We start from the raw sequence: 17,620 nt of genomic DNA, 5'->3' as shown, positions 1-17,620 counted from the left end.
TAAACCCGCGATCAAACCAACACTCACCCCCGCCATCAGCACCCGCCCACACCACTTGCCATCAGCATAAAAATGCCCGGGCACCTCACGGGGTACCCGGGCAGTTTCTGTAATTTTTATGCGGCTCTAACTGCGGCTCTTGCGAACCGCGGTGGACTGGCTGTTACGCCGCTACACGGTTGCTATGTGGCCGCTACTTGGCGCTCGCCCAGTCGAGAATCGCCTCGAAGAAGCGCTCGCATTCACTCAGCTGCTCCAGCTCAATCCACTCGTTCGGGGAGTGCGCCTGGGCAATATCGCCAGGACCGCAAATGATGCTCTGCACGCCGGCGCGCTGGAACTGGCCCGCCTCGGTGCCGTAGGTGACCTTTTGCGGTGCGTCGTTGGTGCCGAGCCACTCGTGGGCGAGGCGCACGATGGGCGCGTCGTCTTCGGTGCCGAGGCCGGGTACAGCGGCGAGCAGTTCGTGCTTCACGCCCACGCGGGAGGTGAGGCTACCGGGCTCCGCGCCGGTCAGCTTTTCGGCGCGTGCGGCGCGCGCCTGCAGATCGGGCAGAATCACCTCGGAAAGCTCACGGTCAATGCGCTCGACGAAGGATTCGGTGGTCACCTGCGGCAGGGTGCGCACATCGTACTCCACCACAGCCTGCTCGGCGACGATGTTGTACTGCAGGCCGCCGTTGACCAGGTTGACGCTACCGGTGGAGTGGGGAATGATGAACGATTCGTCGTAGGGGCCTTCTTTTTCCCACTGGTCCGCCATGTCGGTGAAGAAGGTGATGAACTCGCCGGCGGCAGCAACCGCGTTCACGCCGTGGGTTGCGAGGGAGCCGTGCTTGGGCACGCCGGTGAAGGTGACGCGGCCGCGGTGTGCGCCCTTGTGCGCGTCGATGATGCGCATGCTGGAGGGCTCACCCACAATCGCATAGTCGGGGGCGAGGTCGCGCGCCACGAACTCCTCGATGAGGGAGGGCGCACCGACGCAGCCGATTTCCTCGTCGTAGGAGAACGCGAAGTGCAGGGGAGTGCGCAGCTTCGCCTCGGCAACGCGCGGTAGCAGCCAGAGGGCGACTGCGAGGAAGCCCTTCATATCGCACACGCCGCGGCCGTAGGCGCGGGTACCCTCCACACGCAGGGTGAAGGGGTCGGCGTCCCAGTCCTGACCGGCGACGGGCACGACGTCCGTGTGGCCGGAGAGGATCAGGCCGCCGCGGGTGGTGCCGTCCGCTGCGGGAACCGTAATGAAGAGGTTGGCGCGGGTGCCGTCCTCGTTGTAGGTGCGCACGCCGCTGTAGCCGTAGCGGGCGAACTCGGCTTCGATGAGCTTAATGAGTTCGAGGTTGGAGCTACCGGAGATGGTGGGAATCGCGATGAGCTTTTCGAGCCAGGGGAGGGATGCGGGCTGGGTGGTCTGAGCCGTCATAACTATTCCTTCTGCGTTGTGGTGCTGTGCGCTGTTATGTTCAGGGTACGCCGCGGGGCGGCATTCGTCGCCTCATGGTCGTCGAATACCGCCCCGTGACCCCTGCGCGGGGTTAGATGCTGTAGTTGTTCACGTTGGAGTGGTCGCCCAGCGCGTGGAAGTTGCGCGAGTGGTAGACCAGCGGGGTGCCTTCGCAGTCGTTGCGGATGAACTCTTCAACCTGTGCGGTGAAGACGAGTGCGGGGCCTGCCTCAACGCGGCTGAGGGGGGTTGCGCGCAGCACGCGGCGCACGCCGTGGACGAGGGGCTCGCCGCTGTGGACGAATTCCCAGGTGCTGGGGTCGTCGAAGCGGGGGTAGTCGTGGGTTGCGAAGTTCTTCGCGAGGGTCACATTCTCAGCGTCGAGCATGTGCACGAGGAAGGAGGATGCAGCCGCGATCTTTGCTGCGGAGCCGCTGTTTGCCTTGAGGGAGAAGGCGATGATGGGCGGTTCTGCGGCGACGGAGGTCAGCGAGGAGGCGGTGAAGCCTGCGGGTTCGCCGTTTTCGTCGGTGGCGGTGATGATGGCGACGCCGGCGGGCTGGTGTCCGAAGGCGAGCTTGAACTGCTCGGAGGTGTCGGCGATGGGTGCCTGTGCTGCAATGGTTTCGGTCATGATCGACCCTTTCTTCTGCGGCTGCGTTTGAGGGTTCGTCCAGATGTGTATGCGTTGGACGACCCTTTGTATAAGGGGAGATATGTTTCAGAGTAAAGCTAATGGGTGCTGAACACCTTATTTATTGCCCTATGTTTCTTAGGTGCACCTTTCATGACGCGGGGCGCGAAATATTACGTCATATTCTTCGCCGTTTGGGGGCTTCCGGGAGGTGTTCCACTGGGTGCCCCGTGAAAGGTGCGGAACGCTTGGTTTTGGGTGCTGTCCCTCTCTTCCGCGGGGTTTCGCGGGGGTGAAGAGGTCTCTAGGGTATCCTTGCTTGGTACGCGAAAGCGCACCGCGCCCCGTATTTGAGGGGTTTTCGGGTGCGTGAACTGTGGGGAGAAGAGGGTTAATGAGCTGGTTGGCAACTATTCCGCTGCTACTTTTTGCGGTCGTGTTGGCTTTTGGCCCCGGCTATGCAATGGGCTGGGCGCTGCGTGTTCCCGCACGTCTGCGCGTTTTTTATGCGCCGCTGCTGTCCTTCGCTTTGGTGGCTGTTTCCGCGATTGTGCTGGGTAAGACCGGTGTTCCGTGGAGCCTGATTTCTTTCGTGCCGGTTGGCGCCGTGCTGGTGGCTGCCGCCGCGGGTGTGATGCACCTGGTGGGCCGCCGCTGGCCCTCCGCCCTACCCGACGCCTCCAGCGAGGCCGCAGAGAACTGGGCGGGTAATACCGTGCCCCTCGCCTGGCCCGTAATCGGCGCGGTGCTGGGCGGTTTCTTGACCCTGCACGCAACCCAGCATATGGTCTTTGGGCCCGAGGCGTTCTCGCAGACCCTCGATAACTCATTCCATATGAACGCGATTCGCTGGATTCAGGAGCACGGCGACGCCTCCAGCCTGACTCTGGGTGCAATTGCCGCCGCGAATCAAGAACCTACTTTTTATCCTGCCGGCTGGCACGACTTCGTGTACCTGATTTACAGCACGACCGGCACGAGCATCGCTACGGCAACCATCGTCATGATTCTGCTGGCGGCAGGCATTATCTGGCCTTGCTCCCTGATTGCTATGTGCTTGAGCATTCCGCACCTGCGCCCCCTGCAGGCGCTCGCCATTCCGGCTCTGACTTGCGGTTTCTTTGCGTTCCCGGGTCTGCTGCTGTTCTGGGGTGTGCTGTTCCCGAACCTTCTGGGTTATGCCCTGCTGCCCGCGTTCGTGGCGCTACTGCTACACATGATTCAGCTCATGGCGCGCCGTGAGTACTCCTTCGTGCTGTCCCTGTCGCTGACGATTCTGGTGGGCCTGGGCGGTTTGGCTCTGGTGCATCCGAACGCGGTGGTTTCTGCCGCAGTGTTTGCTGTGCCCATGCTTCTGGGTGGCGTGGTGCAGGTGCTGCGCACCCGCGGCGGATCCACTCGTGAGCGTCTGGTGGGTACCGGCGTTCTGGTCGCTCTCATCGCCGGATGTGTCACTATCTGGTTGGCGTTGCGTCCGAGTGAGGAAGCCAGCGACCTGTGGACCGCTATCATGAGCGAGGGCGAGGCGGTCTACCAGTTCCTGTTCCTGGGCCTGGAGAACGCAAACCCGCTAGGTGGTAATTTTGCGCCCGCATATCTGCTGGGCTTCTTGGCGCTGTGGGGTGTTGGCTACCTGCTGTACAAGCGCCGTAACCTGTGGCTGATTGGTAGCTGGATGCTGGTCGGCTACATGTGGATCATTGCGGCTTCGGTGCCGCGTGGCGACTTCCGCCTGCTGATGGTGGCTCCCTGGTACACTGACCACTTCCGCCTGGCTGCTCTGGTGGTGTTCCCTGCAGTGCTGCTCGCTGGTATCGGCCTGGGCGGCGCCGCGGAGGGCATCTTCGTGCGCATCATGCACGCTATTCCGCGTGAGAAGCACGCGAAGGTTGCCCCGGCAATGATGGGTGTCTCCATGGTGCTGGTGCTCGCGGTTGCGGGCCTGTCCTCGCGTACCCCGGCGATGCACGACGCAACTCTGCAAGTGGCGGATAGGTACAAGGTGACCCCGACCTCCGACATCCTGAACCAGGATGAGATGAACGTCATTAACGAAATCCCGAAGATCGTGCCCAAGGGCGACACCATCGTCAATAACCCCTGGGACGGTAGCGCCTACATTTACGCGCTGGCTGACCGCCACCTGACCAGCTACCACTTCGAGTTCCAGACCTCCCCGAAGTACGCGGCAATCCTGAATGATTTGAAGGATGCCCGCACGAACCCGGAAGTCTGCCGCGAAGTGAACGAGTACAAGGCTCACTGGTATGTTCACCTGGAGAACCAGGGCAATTTCGGTCCTACTCAGCAGAAGAACTATGACGGCATGGTGGCTGCTATTGATACGGATGTTCTGACCCCCGTGTACTCCTCGGGTCCGATGACTCTGTACCGTATTAGCGCCTGCGATAACTAGAAGGTACGCGAGCACCCCTCATAAAGCGTATGTATCTCAGAGAATAAGTGGTGCAGTCTACAATCTGTCGCCAAATCTGAGATGCCGCGGAACCACTGATATGATGAAAGCCGGTATGTCCATAAGGGCATGCCGGCTTTCGCACGCACGGTAAGACACAATCGTTAGGAGGGGTAACTGCCCTATGGGTTCTCCCACATCGTCCCTTACCCCCCGCACGTTCCCTCGTACGCTGGTGATTATGCCCGCCTGGAACGAGGAAGAAGCGCTACCCGGCACTATTACTGAGCTGCAGGAGACGGTACCTTTCGTGGACCTGGTGGTGGTCAATGACGGCTCCACCGACAACACCTCCGCCGTGGCTCGTGAGGCGGGCGCGTTTGTGATTGACCTGCCCTACAACATGGGTGTGGGTGCCGCCATGCGCACCGGCTACAAGTACGCGCAGCGCATGGGCTACGACTACGCCATGCAGGTGGATTCGGACGGCCAGCACCACCCCGAGAGCATCCCCTCGCTCATTGAGGCGGTGCAGGATTACGATATCGTGATTGGTTCCCGCTTTGCCGATGGTGCGGCGGACTATGATGTGTCCGGTCCGCGCAAGTGGGCGATGAGCCTGTTGTCGTTCCTGTTTACTCGCGCGGCGGGAACCCCGTTCACGGACGTGACCAGCGGTTTTAAGATTGCGAACCGTCGCGGTATCGACTTCTACTGCCGTAACCTGCCCGCCGAATACCTGGGCGACACGATTGACATCACCGCCATGGCAATTAGCAATGGTTTGAAGGTGCGTCAGGTGCCGGTGCATATGCGTGAGCGTCAGGGAGGTACTCCCTCCTCCGGTCCGCTGAAGTCTGCCATCTATCTGGTTCGTTCACTGTTTGCCTACGGCATTTCGGTGAGCCGCCGCCCCGAGGAGAAGTAGCCGTGAGCGCCAGTGTTTTCTTCTTGATTCTTGCCATTCTGGTCTGTACTTTTGTGGTGATTCAGGTACGTCACCAGCGCATGAAGGAGCGCTACGCCGCCCTGTGGCTGATTATTGGTGCCATCATCATTGTGTTGGGTGCTTTCCCGACTCTTCTCAATGGTGTGGCGGACTTCGTGGGCGTAGCTCTGCCGGTGAACCTGCTGTTCCTGCTGTCGATTCTGCTGCTGATGGGTGTGAGTATTCACCTGACCCTGGAGCTGTCGCGCCTGTCGGAGAAGACCCGCATCCTGGCTGAGGAAGTCGCCATTTTGAAGGCGCTTCAGGAGCAGCCGGAGGGCGCCGCCGGTGCGAAGAAACGCAACCAGCAAGATTCTTAGTCTTTATCTTTCAGTACTTTTCACCCCTTGTGAGTTGGAGTAATACCCCATGACCGTTGATATTCTGTTCCCTTACTACGGCGACGTCGCCATGATGAAGCAGGCTGTGCTGTCTGTGGTCGGTCAGACCAACCCGGACTGGCGCCTGATTGTCGTCGATGACGGCTACCCGGACGACTCGATTCCCGGCTGGTTCGAGTCCCTGAAGGACGAACGCATCACCTACATGCGCAACGAAACCAACCTGGGTGCGAACGCGAACTACCGCAAGTGCCTGACCTTCGTGGAGAACGAGCTGGTCACCGTCATGGGTGCTGATGACGTCATGCTCCCCAACTACGTGCAGTGGCTCGTGGACGCGGCGGCTAAGCACCCCGAGGCTTCCATCTTCCAGCCTGGCGTGGTTGTGATTGATGAGAACAACGGCCTGTCGAACACCCTGGTGGAGCAGACTAAGGCGTTCTACCGTCCCAAGGGTGAGGCTGTTCTGCAGGGCGAGGAGCTGGCCACCTCCCTGCTGCGTGGCGCGTGGTTCTACTTCCCGTCCCTGGGCTGGCGTAAGGACGCTATCGTGGGTACCGGCTTCCGCGAGGGCCTGAACGTTATCCAGGATATGGCGCTGATTCTCGACATTACGATGCGCGGCGGCTCCCTGTACTACGATCCGCAGGTTGCGTTCATGTACCGCCGCCACGGTGGTTCTGACTCGTCTTGGCGCGCCCTGGAGGGTACCCGCTTTGAGGAGGAGCGCCGCTACTACAACACCATGGTTGAAGAGATGAGCGCCCTGGGCTGGAAGAAGGCTGCTCGCGTGGCTCGTATCCGTTTCTCCTCGCGCGCTCACGCGCTGACTCTGCTGCCGAAGGCGGCTCTGGCGAAGAAGTGGCAGGGTGTTAAGAACCTTGCCGAGCACGTCGTAAAGTAAAGACTTCAATCTAATAGGTGCGACCAGTAGAGAACGGAGATAGCGTGGAATCATCGGCAGAGTCCCAGCCGAAGAAAATGACTCGTGGTCATTCGATGGCAATTTTGGGATCGTCCGGTTTAGCTGCACTATCTTCTCTAGGAATTACCGTTGTTGTGAAACGGTTTCTGGAGGGCGAAAGCCTGACGGAGTTCCTTCTCTTCTGGTCGCTCCTTTTTGCCCTCTACGGTGTGGTGGTAGGTATCCAGCAGGAAGCTACCCGCGCCGTGGGCACTGCACGCCGCGATGGTAAAACTGGGGCACGTATTGCCCCTATGGGTGCTCTGGTGGGTCTTATTGTGGGCGGTCTGACCTTAGTGACGAGCCCTCTGTGGGCTCCTGCTCAGATTCCCTTGAGCGGGTTTAACGGTGTGCTTCTTCTGAGTGTCGGTGTGGCCCTTTACGCCATGCATATGACTCTCTATGGTGCGTCTGCTGGTCAGGAAAGCTGGTACCTCTTCGCGAGCGTGTCGGGGTTTGACGCTATTTGGCGCATTGTGGCTATCTGTGCGGTTGGTCTGGTCTCTGCGCATCTCATCGGTCTTGAAGCCGCAGCGGTTTCTCCGGTACTTCTGTGGCTGCTGATGGTGCTTCTGCTGCCGGAGGCACGGCGAGTTTTTGGCTCTCGTGCGGATGTTTCATCGGGTCGGCTACTGTATAACTACACGCTGTCGATGGGGTCGTCGACTGCTAACGCGGTTCTTATGATGGGCTTGCCGCTTCTGTTGAACGCGAGCATTGATTCGAATGACTCGCTGCAACAGGTTATTTTGGCGGTTCTGATTCTCGCGATTTCGATTACGCGCTCGCCGATTATGATTCCTCTGCAGGCTTTTCAGGGTGTTGCGGTGTCTGCTTTCTTGAAGCAGCAGAACCATCCGTTGCGTGCTTTTGCGAAGCCTGCTGGTGCACTGTTGGGTGTGGGTCTTGTGGGCGCTGCAGCGGCTTATGTGCTGGGACCGTGGCTGTTTGGTCTGCTTTATCCGCCGAAGCCTTCAGAGGTTGAAGCGTACGCCGAGGTGGTGACTTCTCCGATGCTTGCGCTTCTGGTGTTTGCTTCTGCCTTCCTGGCGCTTTTGGTGCTGTCGGGGTCGCTGGTGATTGCGTTGAATATGCACCGTTCGTATGTGGCTGGTTGGGTGCTGGCTGCTGTGGTTGCTTGTGTTGTGGCGGTGTCGCCGTTGCCTCTTCTAACGCGCACTCTTCTTGCCCTGTATGCGGGTCCGATGCTTGGCCTGCTAGTGCATTTGGCTGCGATGGTGTGGCATGCGCGTTCTGCGTCGAATAGCGGTAGTGCTGAGATGGAGAATATTTAATAAATAAATGATGAGGGGTTGAGCAGACAAATAGTTATGCTCAACCCCTCATTTCTTTGTTGCTTATGAACTGGCTGTGGCTGGAGGTGTCCGCCCGCTATTACTACTTCAAACCCTGGGAACTTAGGTAACCCTATAGAAAACAGGCGGTGCGCTCCCTAGACTGGAAGGGCACATTGACAAACCGCACGGACCGCCGACACCGCGGCCCCGCCCCTCCCAACGGGTATAGCACCGAAGGAGCCACCCATGAGCCGACGCACCGACGCGCCCGCCCGATCACCACGACGAGCCGCCCTCGCCAGCTGGATAGGCTCCGCCCTCGAATACTACGACTTCGCCGTCTACGGCACCGCCGCCGCAATCGTGCTCAACCGCATCTTCTTCCCCGAAGACACCGCCGCCATCGGCATCCTCAAGTCCATGGTCGTTGTGGGTGTCGCCTACGTTGTGCGACCCTTCGGCGCCATGATCGTTGGCCCCCTCGGTGACCGTTACGGCCGCCGATTCGTCCTGATGCTCACCCTCTTCCTGATGGGTGCCGCAACCTTTGCGATTGGCTGTCTGCCGACCTATAGCCAGGCGGGTATTATCGCGCCGATTCTGCTGGTTGCCTGCCGTATGCTTCAGGGCCTCTCCGCCGCCGGTGAGCAGGCAAGTTCCATCTCCATCTCCCTGGAGCACGCCCACGAACACCAGCGTGCCTTTACGACCAGCTGGACCCTGCAGGGCACCCAGTTCGGCTCGCTGCTGGCGACCGCCGTGTTCATTCCCTTCGCCGCCCTGCCGGACGAGCACCTGCTCACCTGGGGCTGGCGCGTACCCTTCTGGCTCTCCGCCTTCGTGGTCGTGACCGCCTGGCTGATTCGCCGCACCCTCTCCGAGCCGCCCGCCTACCTGCAGCGTGAAAAGCTCACCGAATCCCCGCTCATGCTGGTCTTCAAGCACCACAAGCGCGCCGTGCTCACCATCGCCGTGTGCGCCATGGTCAACACCGTGAACATGGTCTTTACGACCTTTGCGCTCTCCTTCGCCACCAAGGGTTACGGCCTTGACCGCAGCACCATGCTGCTGGTGCCGGTCGCCTCCAATACCCTCGGTCTGATTGCGATTCCGCTTGCCGCCATGCTTGCCGACCGGATTGGCCGCAAGCCCGTGTTTATTACCGGTGCGGTTGCTTCTTCCCTGGTGATGTTCCCGTACCTCGGCGCGATTGCCGAGGGTAACTGGGTGGGCATCTTCGCCTACGGTGTGCTCATGCACGGTGCGCTCTACTCCATGGCGAACGGCGTGTGGCCCGCCTTCTATGCGGAGATGTTCCCGACCCGCGTGCGCGTGACCGGCCTGGCGCTGGGTACCCAGATTGGCTTCGCAATTTCTGGAGGCGTGGCGCCCGCCGTGGCGACGAGCCTCGCCGGTGCCGACCTGCATAACGCGGTGCTGCCCGCCGTGTTCACGGTCGCCATGTGTGTGCTCGTGGCGTTGGGCGCGCTGACGGCTCGTGAAGGGTACAAGAAGTCCCTGGCTGAGCTGGATGCATAACCCGAACAATATATTCCATATGCAGAATAAATACAGGTGGGGCTGGATAGTTAGCTATCCATCCCCACCTGCGTGTTTAACCTTCTAAGCCCCCTGCTGAGCCGCAATCAGCGTCTCAAAATGCGCCGCCATACGCTCAGCGTTCGGTTCCATCCCGGTGAAGAGACGGAACGCATCCACCGCCTGACCCACCGCCATATAGCCGCCCGTCAGCACCTCGCACCCGGCGGCACGCGCCGCGCGCACCAGCTGCGTCTGTTGCGGCAGATAGATGACGTCCGCAACCCACAGGCCTTCACGCAACACCCCGGCGCTCAATGCCGACTCGCTCAACGGCATACCCGGATGCACGTGCATACCCACCGGGGTTGCGTTCACCAAACCCTGAGCTTCTAGTAGAACTTCAATCAAGCGCTCATCGTCGGTCAGCACCTCGATCCGGGTCTGCGGGAAGAGCCCACCCAGCTGCTCCGCAAGCCCCTGCGCCTTCGCCGCGTCACGCTCAAAGAGACTCAGGCGGCGCACCCCCAGACGGCACAGGGCGTACGCTGTGGCGCTACCAGCACCGCCAGCGCCCAGCTGCACCACGTGCTCCAGGCGCGCCGGATTCTCCGCCACCTGCGGCAGGCCGCGCTTCAATCCCGCAATGAACCCGGAGTAGTCCGTGTTATCGCCGTAGAAGCTGCCGTCCTCACCAATCACCACGCAATTGACCGCACCCAGGGCGCGTGCCGCATCCGAAAGCTCGTGCAGGTGCTCCATGACCGACTGCTTGCACGGGTGCGTGATATTGAAAGCGTTAAAGCCGAGCAGTGCCGCAGCATCCAGAAGCGCCGGTGCGGAGGCGCCATCCAGGTTCAGGGCGTCCAGGTCGACAGGGCGGTACAGGTAGCGCACCCCGTGCGCGTCCGCCTCCGCCTCATGCATGGGAGGGGTCAGGGAGGAGGTGATGCCGTCACCAATGAGACCCACCAGGAAAGATTCAGTACGCAAACTCATAGTTTCACTGTACGTGTCCATCCCTCAAGATGCACCTACTTTCTTGAACCCGTACCAAATGCGTGCTGGATTTGGGAAGAAGATAAAAATAATTTCTACGCTCACAAGAGCGATATGTCTGACAGAAACACCTCGAAGGTATAAGCTTGGTATAAGTGCTCGCGCGCCACGGCGCGCACATGAGACCACACAGACACCGTCACAGTGAAGTGATACCGATATTCGGAGGATAGATTGTCAATGACTGACAAGGCTATGGCACACTTCGCTGGCGCCGATGCATGGGTCGAGCAGTATTTCCTGAACAGCCCCGAAGATGAGCGTGAAGAGTTCACCCCGGCAGAGTTAGAGGATTTGGCTCGCACCCACCGTGCGCTGGCTCAAATCCGCCTGCCCAAGACCCCTGTCGTTGCCGCACGCAACGACGAGTACAACACCACCCTGTACGTCGCGACCGACGACATGCCGCACATCGTCAGCTCCCTGACCGCATGCCTTGCCGCGCACTTTGGTGGTTTCGTCACCATTCTTCACCCCACCTTCCTCGCTGAACGCGGCCCGGACGGTACCCTCCTGAGCCTGCGCGGCACCGGCATGCGCGGCAACCTCGCCAGTGGCGATACCGCCACTCTTGGCGTGCCCTCCCTCAAGCTCAGCGAGAACGCCCCGGCGGGTACCACTGTCGCTATTGAAGCCTGGATTGCGGTTCGCCTGACCCGCTACCTCACTGAGGAAGAGCAGCGCCGCTGCGAGAAGGAAGTTGAGCGCGTCCTCGCTGATGTTCGCGCCTGCCACACCGACCTGGATGCCATGGTCGCCCGCGTTTTCGACCTGGCGCAGTCCATGTACGACCTGCGCGGCGCAACCCTGGGTCACGGCGAGGAATCCTACGCCGCTAACCCGCGCGGTGTGGAGCCTGCCTCCCGTGTGGAGGTGGCACAGGACTTCCTGCGCTGGCTGACCCGCGGCAACTTCGTGTTTATGGGCGTTAAGGAGCGCGTGCTGGACGGCACCTCCGGCGCTATTTCTCTGGTGGACCGCCCCGGTTCGGCGCTCGGTATTCTGCGCACCACGGAGGGTAAGAGCCGCATCCCCCTTTCGGGCGAGACCCTGGAGCGTGCCCTGTTCCCGCGCCCCCTGTACATCACGAAGGCGAATTCCCGCTCCACCGTAGCACGGAACGACTACCTGGACTACATTGGTGTGCGCCGCTTCGACCTGAACGGCCGCGTGATTGGTGAGTACGTCATTCTGGGTCTGTTCACCCGTCAGTCGTACGCACTGCCCGCTATTGAGACTCCGCTGGTGCGTGAGCGTATCGCGATGGTGCGCCGCCGCCTCGGCTACCACCCCGGTTCTTACTCTGACAAGGCGCTTCTGGGTGCCTTGGAAGATTACCCGCGCCTGGAGCTGTTGCACGCTTCCGCTAATGACCTGACCGATACGTTCGGCGGCATCATGGGCCTGGAGGAGCGCCGCAAGACCCGCCTGTTCCTGCGCGCCGACCAGTTCAACCGGTTTATTTCCGCCGTGGTGTACCTGCCTCGGGATCGTTACAACACGAACGTGTGCTCCCGTATTCAGCGGGTGTTCCAACAGGAATTTGATTTTAGTGCCATCGACCATGAGGTGTACCTGTCCTCCTCATCGCTGGCGCGTCTATTTTTCCGCATTCGGCTCACCAACCCCAATGATGTGCCGAAGACGGATCATCAAGCTCTCGAAAAGCGACTGCAAGAAGCCGCCCGCTCCTGGGTGGAAGCAACCGCAGCTGCTATTGAGGCATGGAAACCCGGAGCGGCAGGCCGCCGACTCGCATCAGCCTGGGCAGATGCGACTAGTGCAGCCTACCGAGCCGATTACACAGTAGAACAAGCAATCGAGGATATCGTGATTCTTGAATCTCTCTCGGGCCAGAAGCCCGCCGCAATCAAGGTTGAAGCCGGCGAAGCCAACACCACCCGACTGAAGACCTACCTGTCCGCACCTCACACCCTCACCGAGCTGCTGCCGGTTATGCAGAATATGGGTCTGGTCGTTGTTGATCAGAAGCCTTACGAGTTCAAGCCTGAGGATGGCGAAGACTACGGCTACCTCTACGACTTCGGAGTTGAATTCCCCGAGGGCGTGGACGCAAACGCTGTGGCTTCCCTGTACGAGGATGCCCTGAACGCCTACCTGCTCGGTGAGCGCGAGTCCGATACCCTGGACCGCCTGATCCTGGCTGAGGGCCTGACCTGGCAGGAAGTACGTCTGTTCCGTGCCCTGAACCACTACCTGATTCAGCTGGGCCTGGGCTACACCCCGTCCTTCATGTCGAACACCCTGCTCGCTAACCCGGCCATCACCAAGCACCTGGTCGAGTTCTTCGAGGTCAGCTTCGACCCGAACAACGGTCTCAACGATGAGCAGCGCAATGCACGCCGTGACGAAATCGAAGCAGCCCTGGTTGAGGAACTGAACCAGATCCCCACCCTGGACGCTGACCGCTACCTGCGCTCCCTCGGCAAGGTTATCCGCGCTATCCTGCGCACCAACGCATACCTTGCTGACCGCCCCGCACTCGCGTTCAAGGTGGCACCGCAGGAGATCGACTTCGCACCCCTGCCCCGCCCCAAGTTCGAGATTTTCGTCTACTCCCCGCGCGTTGAGGGTGTTCACCTGCGCTTCGGTAGCGTTGCACGTGGTGGCCTGCGCTGGTCGGATCGCCGTGACGACTTCCGCACCGAGGTGCTCGGCCTGGTCAAGGCCCAGATGGTGAAGAACGCCGTCATTATCCCCACCGGCGCGAAGGGTGGCTTCTACCCCAAGCAGCTGCCCGACCCCGCAGTGGATCGTGACGCATGGATCACCGAGGGCCGCGAGTCCTACAAGGTCTTCATCGGCTCCCTGCTGGATGTCACCGACAACCTCGCAGTGGGCACCGACGGCTCCGAGACCGTTGTCCGCCCCGAAGGTGTTGTAGCACGCGACGCTGACGACTACTACCTGGTGGTTGCAGCGGATAAGGGCACCGCAGCATTCTCCGACACCGCAAACGCAATCAGCCTGGAGCGCGGCTTCTGGCTGGGCGACGCCTTCGCATCCGGCGGCTCCGTCGGCTACGACCACAAGGCTATGGGCATCACCGCACGCGGTGCATGGGAGTCCGTCAAGCGTCACTTCGCTGAGCTCGGCCACGACGCTCAGACCGAAGAGTTCACCGCAGTCGGCATTGGCGACATGTCCGGTGACGTGTTCGGTAACGGTCTGCTCCGCTCCAAGGCAACCCGCCTGGTCGCAGCATTCGACCACCGCGACATCTTCCTGGACCCGAACCCGAACGCGGCAGTGTCCTTCGACGAGCGTCAGCGCCTGTACGATCTGCCCCGTTCCTCGTGGCAGGACTACAACCGCGACCTGATTTCCGCCGGTGGTGGCGTGTACTCTCGCGGTCTGAAGTCCATCGAGATTACCCCCGAGGTGCGCGAGGTTCTGGGCCTGGATGAGTCCGTTACCGAGCTGGCACCGACCGAGCTGATTTCCGCAATCCTCAAGGCACCGGTCGACCTGATTTACAACGGCGGTATCGGTACCTACGTGAAGGCATCCACCGAGACCAACGCACAGGTTGGCGACAAGGCTAACGATGCACTGCGCGTCAACGGTAAGGACCTGCGCGCCAAGATTGTTGGCGAGGGCGGTAACCTCGGCTTCACCCAGCTGGGTCGTATTGAGGCTGCGCTCAACGGCGTCATCCTCAACACCGACGCAATCGACAACTCCGCAGGTGTGGAAACCAGTGACCGCGAGGTCAACATCAAGATTCTGGTGGACCGCCTCGTGGCACACGGCGAGCTGTCCAGCGAAGAGCGTGCTTCCTTCATCGAGTCCCTGCAGGACGAGGTCGGCGGCAAGGTCCTCGAGACCAACGTTGAGCAGAACGTTCTGCTGCAGGGTGAGTTCCACGGCTCCTTCCTGGGCACCAACCTGTACAAGCGCCTCATGCACGACCTGGAAGAGCACGCCGGCCTGAACCGCGCCGTCGAGTTCCTGCCCACCGACGAGGAGCTGGACGAGCGTCTGGAGACCACCGGCGACCGCCTGACCCGCCCCGAGCTGTCCGTCCTGGCTGCGTACGTGAAGATTTACCTCACCCACGCACTGGAGCAGACCGACTTCGCGGACGACCCCTACCTGGAAGGCGTTCTGCGCAGCTACTTCCCGGCAGCACTGGTTGAGCGTTTCGGTCAGCACCTGGACTCGCACCCGCTGCGTAAGGAAATCATCTGCACCCGCGTCGCTAACGAGCTGGTCAACATCGGCGGTATCACCTTCGCATACCGCGTGATGGAGGAGTTCAACGTCGGTATCGATTCCGTCGCACGCGCCTTCATCGTCGCTCGTGAGCTCTTCGAGCTGGGCACCGCAGCTAAGTTGCACCGCGAACTGCCCCCGAAGACCCCGCTGGATGCATGGTTCACCGTTCTGCGCGACAACCAGCGCGTTCTGGATCGTGCTGTCCGCTGGTTCATCACCGAGCGTGGCGTGGTTGCTGGCACCAGCATCTCTGAGCTGCTGGAGATCTTCGGCTCCGTCGTCGAGATGCGCCACAACCTGCCCGAGTACCTCTCCGGCACCTCCCGCGAGCGTGTTCGTGCAAAGCGCGACGCAGGCGAGGCATGGGGCCTGCCCGAGGAACTCATCGTCATCTGGATCCGCGGTTTCGAGGGCTACGCCCTGCTGGACGTCATCCGTTCGGCACGCGACCACGACTTCGAGGCAACCTCGCTGGCACCGGTCTACTTCGCAACCTACGACCGCTTCAAGGTGGACGAGCTGCTCGGCCTCATCTCCGACCTGCCCCGCAGCGACCGCTGGGAGATCCTGGCACGTCAGGCACTGCGCGGCAGCCTCTACGAGACCGCTGCAGGTCTGGCACTGTCTGTGGCAGAGGGCGCGAAGGGGGACTTCTCCACCGTGGACGGTGCGCAGAAGGCACTGGCTACCTGGATTGAAGAGCACCCGACCCGCGTGGGTAACATCGACCGCATCCTGCAGGAGATTCGCGAAGCTGCTCCCGACGCATCCGGTCACCCGCGCTTGGCTGTAGTGTCTGTGGCACTGCGTACTCTCTCGAGCGCATCCTAATCAGCTAAGACCCTTACGGGTCGCCGCATAGAGCATCCCGGTTCCCTCCAATCGGAGGGGCCGGGATGCTTTTGCGCAGGGACACATGGTGCGTGCACAGGTAGTGCGGGGGATCTTTGGTCGGGTGAACCTTGTGCCGGTGTGCCAGTGCGTCATCACCTCGCGTGGAGCACCCAAATCAGGGTTGTTGCACCCCGCGTATATTGCATAGAATATTGCTCTCACTAGGTGTTTTGCACTCTTATGTGATGCACATTATGTGGGTGTGTCCTAAATCCCTCCAAATATCAAGTAGAGGGTTAAGGAAACCAAAGGTTTTAGTTGATATATGCCGTATATTGATTCACGGCGGCATCAGCGCAAGCCATGGGGACCCGGCACTTCTCGGTACGACGACTCTTTCCCCTGGCGCGTCACACGGTGCTGTTCAAACACACTGCCCCTAATCTTTACGATTATTGACTGAAAGTCTGCAAGATTGTCTACCAACCACGGTACTGAGGAAAAAAGCAACAGCGCATGGCGCCTCCTCATTAACTTTCTGCTTTACGTCTCTCCGGTCGCCCTGCTGACCACCGTCTTCCCCATGGTCACCCCGACCATTAACCGGTACAACCTCGATGGTGTACCCCTGATCCAGGTGATTCTGGCGGCGTCCATTACCGTTCCTTGGCTCAGCCAGGCGGCCTGCCTGCCCCTTTACCGTGCTATCCAGATGGAGCACAAGAAGATTGCGGATGCCCGCGAAGGTCTACGTATTCACGCTGAAACCCTTGAGCACCAGCTCAAGCGTGCCGAAGCACGAGCCGTACGCGCACGCATGTCCGAGCCGCAGTTCCAGGACATTACCGACCTGACCGCGTTCACCCGCAACTGGCTCTACCTCTTCTTCATGACCATGCCGCTGGTGCTGCTCTTCGCAATTCCGGTCGCCCTCGTTCTTCACTGGAGCCCGACTGCATTCGGTGCGTTCTTCGTCCTGGGCGTTCTCAACATTGCGTTCGCGCAGCTGCTGGTCATCCCGAACCTCGCGAAGAACCGCATCATCTGGTTCATCGCGTGGCTTGGCTACACTCTTGCCCTGTACTGCTACCCCGTCATCTGGTTCCTGCCGCCGCTGGTTGGTTCGCTCATTCTGCTGGTGAGCCTTGGCAAGGACCTGGTGCACCTGCTGCACTTCGCGCGCATCCCGCTCAAGGACATTGCGCTCGACGCCCTGCGTGGCTTCTTCACCGGCTCCATCATCTGGGCCGATAAGTACATGCTCTTCCTGGTCACCGGCGGTGAAATCAATGTCGTGGCAATCTACCTGAGCCTGATCCCCTGCGTTATCGCCTACAACTACTTCTTCGTGGTGGAAGCAGACCGCGTCAACGCAAGCATCCAGCACCTGTGGACCATCTTCGACCGCCTGCCCTACAAGGGCGTTCAGGAGGAGTCCTCCAAGGCCCTGCGCACCTCCAACCACGCTATCCGCAACTCCCTGCTGATTTACATCGCCAGCGCTATCGTCACAGGCATCCTGATGTATATCTTCCTGCCGCAGTCCTACCCGCTGGCGCTCTCCGGCCTGGTCGTGGCGTTCCTCTTCGTTGCAGTGGCACTGCTGGTCTACCAGATCGAGTACATGACCATGTACGTCACCGTGCAGCTGCTCTCCGCAGCGCACCTGGTGTTGCTCTTCATCTCCTTCATGATCCTGCCCAACGAGACCGGCTACCTGCCCATCATCGCGGGCGAGGCAGTGCTCGCCTTCGCATGCTACCGCGTCTACCGTCAGGCGTGGGCAGCACCCGAGTACTCCCTCTTCTGGCGTCGAGCCCTCGCCTGGTAAGAACCGCACGGTCCGCGAAAGATACACACGACA

11 protein-coding genes are annotated in these 17,620 nt (G+C 60.6%); 8 read left to right on the top strand and 3 right to left on the bottom strand.

Going from position 1 to position 17,620, the window contains the following annotated elements; all coding sequences use genetic code 11:
• Positions 1-193: 193 nt before the first annotated feature.
• Positions 194-1,423, bottom strand: coding sequence for an acetylornithine deacetylase (gene argE, locus HMPREF2980_RS01380; RefSeq protein WP_070689891.1), 1,230 nt, complete (start codon positions 1,421-1,423; stop codon positions 194-196).
• 112 nt (positions 1,424-1,535) lie between these two features.
• Positions 1,536-2,078, bottom strand: coding sequence for a flavin reductase family protein (locus HMPREF2980_RS01375; protein ID WP_070689889.1), 543 nt, complete (start codon positions 2,076-2,078; stop codon positions 1,536-1,538).
• A 394-nt stretch (positions 2,079-2,472) separates the two neighbouring features.
• On the opposite strand from HMPREF2980_RS01375, the gene HMPREF2980_RS01370 reads away from it, so the two are divergent.
• The 6 genes from HMPREF2980_RS01370 to HMPREF2980_RS01345 all read left to right on the top strand — a co-directional run bounded on the left by HMPREF2980_RS01370 (position 2,473) and on the right by HMPREF2980_RS01345 (position 9,624).
• Positions 2,473-4,494, top strand: a complete 2,022-nt coding sequence (locus HMPREF2980_RS01370) for a DUF6541 family protein (RefSeq protein WP_070689887.1) — start codon at positions 2,473-2,475, stop codon at positions 4,492-4,494.
• A 184-nt stretch (positions 4,495-4,678) separates the two neighbouring features.
• Positions 4,679-5,422: a glycosyltransferase family 2 protein gene (locus HMPREF2980_RS01365; RefSeq protein ID WP_070689886.1), complete on the top strand. Its 744-nt coding sequence runs from the start codon at positions 4,679-4,681 to the stop codon at positions 5,420-5,422.
• A 2-nt stretch (positions 5,423-5,424) separates the two neighbouring features.
• Entirely contained in the window at positions 5,425-5,802 is a 378-nt protein-coding gene (locus HMPREF2980_RS01360; RefSeq protein WP_060824149.1) for a DUF2304 domain-containing protein, read from the top strand.
• 49 nt (positions 5,803-5,851) lie between these two features.
• Positions 5,852-6,727, top strand: a complete 876-nt coding sequence (locus tag HMPREF2980_RS01355; RefSeq protein WP_070689884.1) for a glycosyltransferase family 2 protein — start codon at positions 5,852-5,854, stop codon at positions 6,725-6,727.
• Positions 6,728-6,882: 155 nt separating this feature from the next.
• Complete coding sequence (locus HMPREF2980_RS01350) at positions 6,883-8,082, top strand: hypothetical protein (protein ID WP_246823630.1); 1,200 nt, start codon at positions 6,883-6,885, stop codon at positions 8,080-8,082.
• 249 nt (positions 8,083-8,331) lie between these two features.
• Positions 8,332-9,624, top strand: a complete 1,293-nt coding sequence (locus HMPREF2980_RS01345) for an MFS transporter (RefSeq protein ID WP_070689880.1) — start codon at positions 8,332-8,334, stop codon at positions 9,622-9,624.
• An 84-nt stretch (positions 9,625-9,708) separates the two neighbouring features.
• Here HMPREF2980_RS01345 and HMPREF2980_RS01340 read toward each other — a convergent pair whose 3' ends face one another.
• Entirely contained in the window at positions 9,709-10,623 is a 915-nt protein-coding gene (locus HMPREF2980_RS01340) for a shikimate dehydrogenase (protein ID WP_070689913.1), read from the bottom strand.
• A gap of 240 nt (positions 10,624-10,863) precedes the next feature.
• On the opposite strand from HMPREF2980_RS01340, the gene HMPREF2980_RS01335 reads away from it, so the two are divergent.
• Together HMPREF2980_RS01335 and HMPREF2980_RS01330 are read left to right on the top strand one after the other, a co-directional pair.
• Positions 10,864-15,753: an NAD-glutamate dehydrogenase gene (locus tag HMPREF2980_RS01335; protein ID WP_070689879.1), complete on the top strand. Its 4,890-nt coding sequence runs from the start codon at positions 10,864-10,866 to the stop codon at positions 15,751-15,753.
• Positions 15,754-16,231: 478 nt separating this feature from the next.
• Positions 16,232-17,587, top strand: a complete 1,356-nt coding sequence (locus HMPREF2980_RS01330) for a hypothetical protein (RefSeq protein ID WP_070689877.1) — start codon at positions 16,232-16,234, stop codon at positions 17,585-17,587.
• Positions 17,588-17,620 lie beyond the last annotated feature (33 nt).

Source organism: Rothia sp. HMSC076D04 (assembly GCF_001814645.1).
Lineage (GTDB): Bacteria > Actinomycetota > Actinomycetes > Actinomycetales > Micrococcaceae > Rothia > Rothia mucilaginosa.
This window is presented reverse-complemented; position numbering and strand designations above follow the sequence as displayed.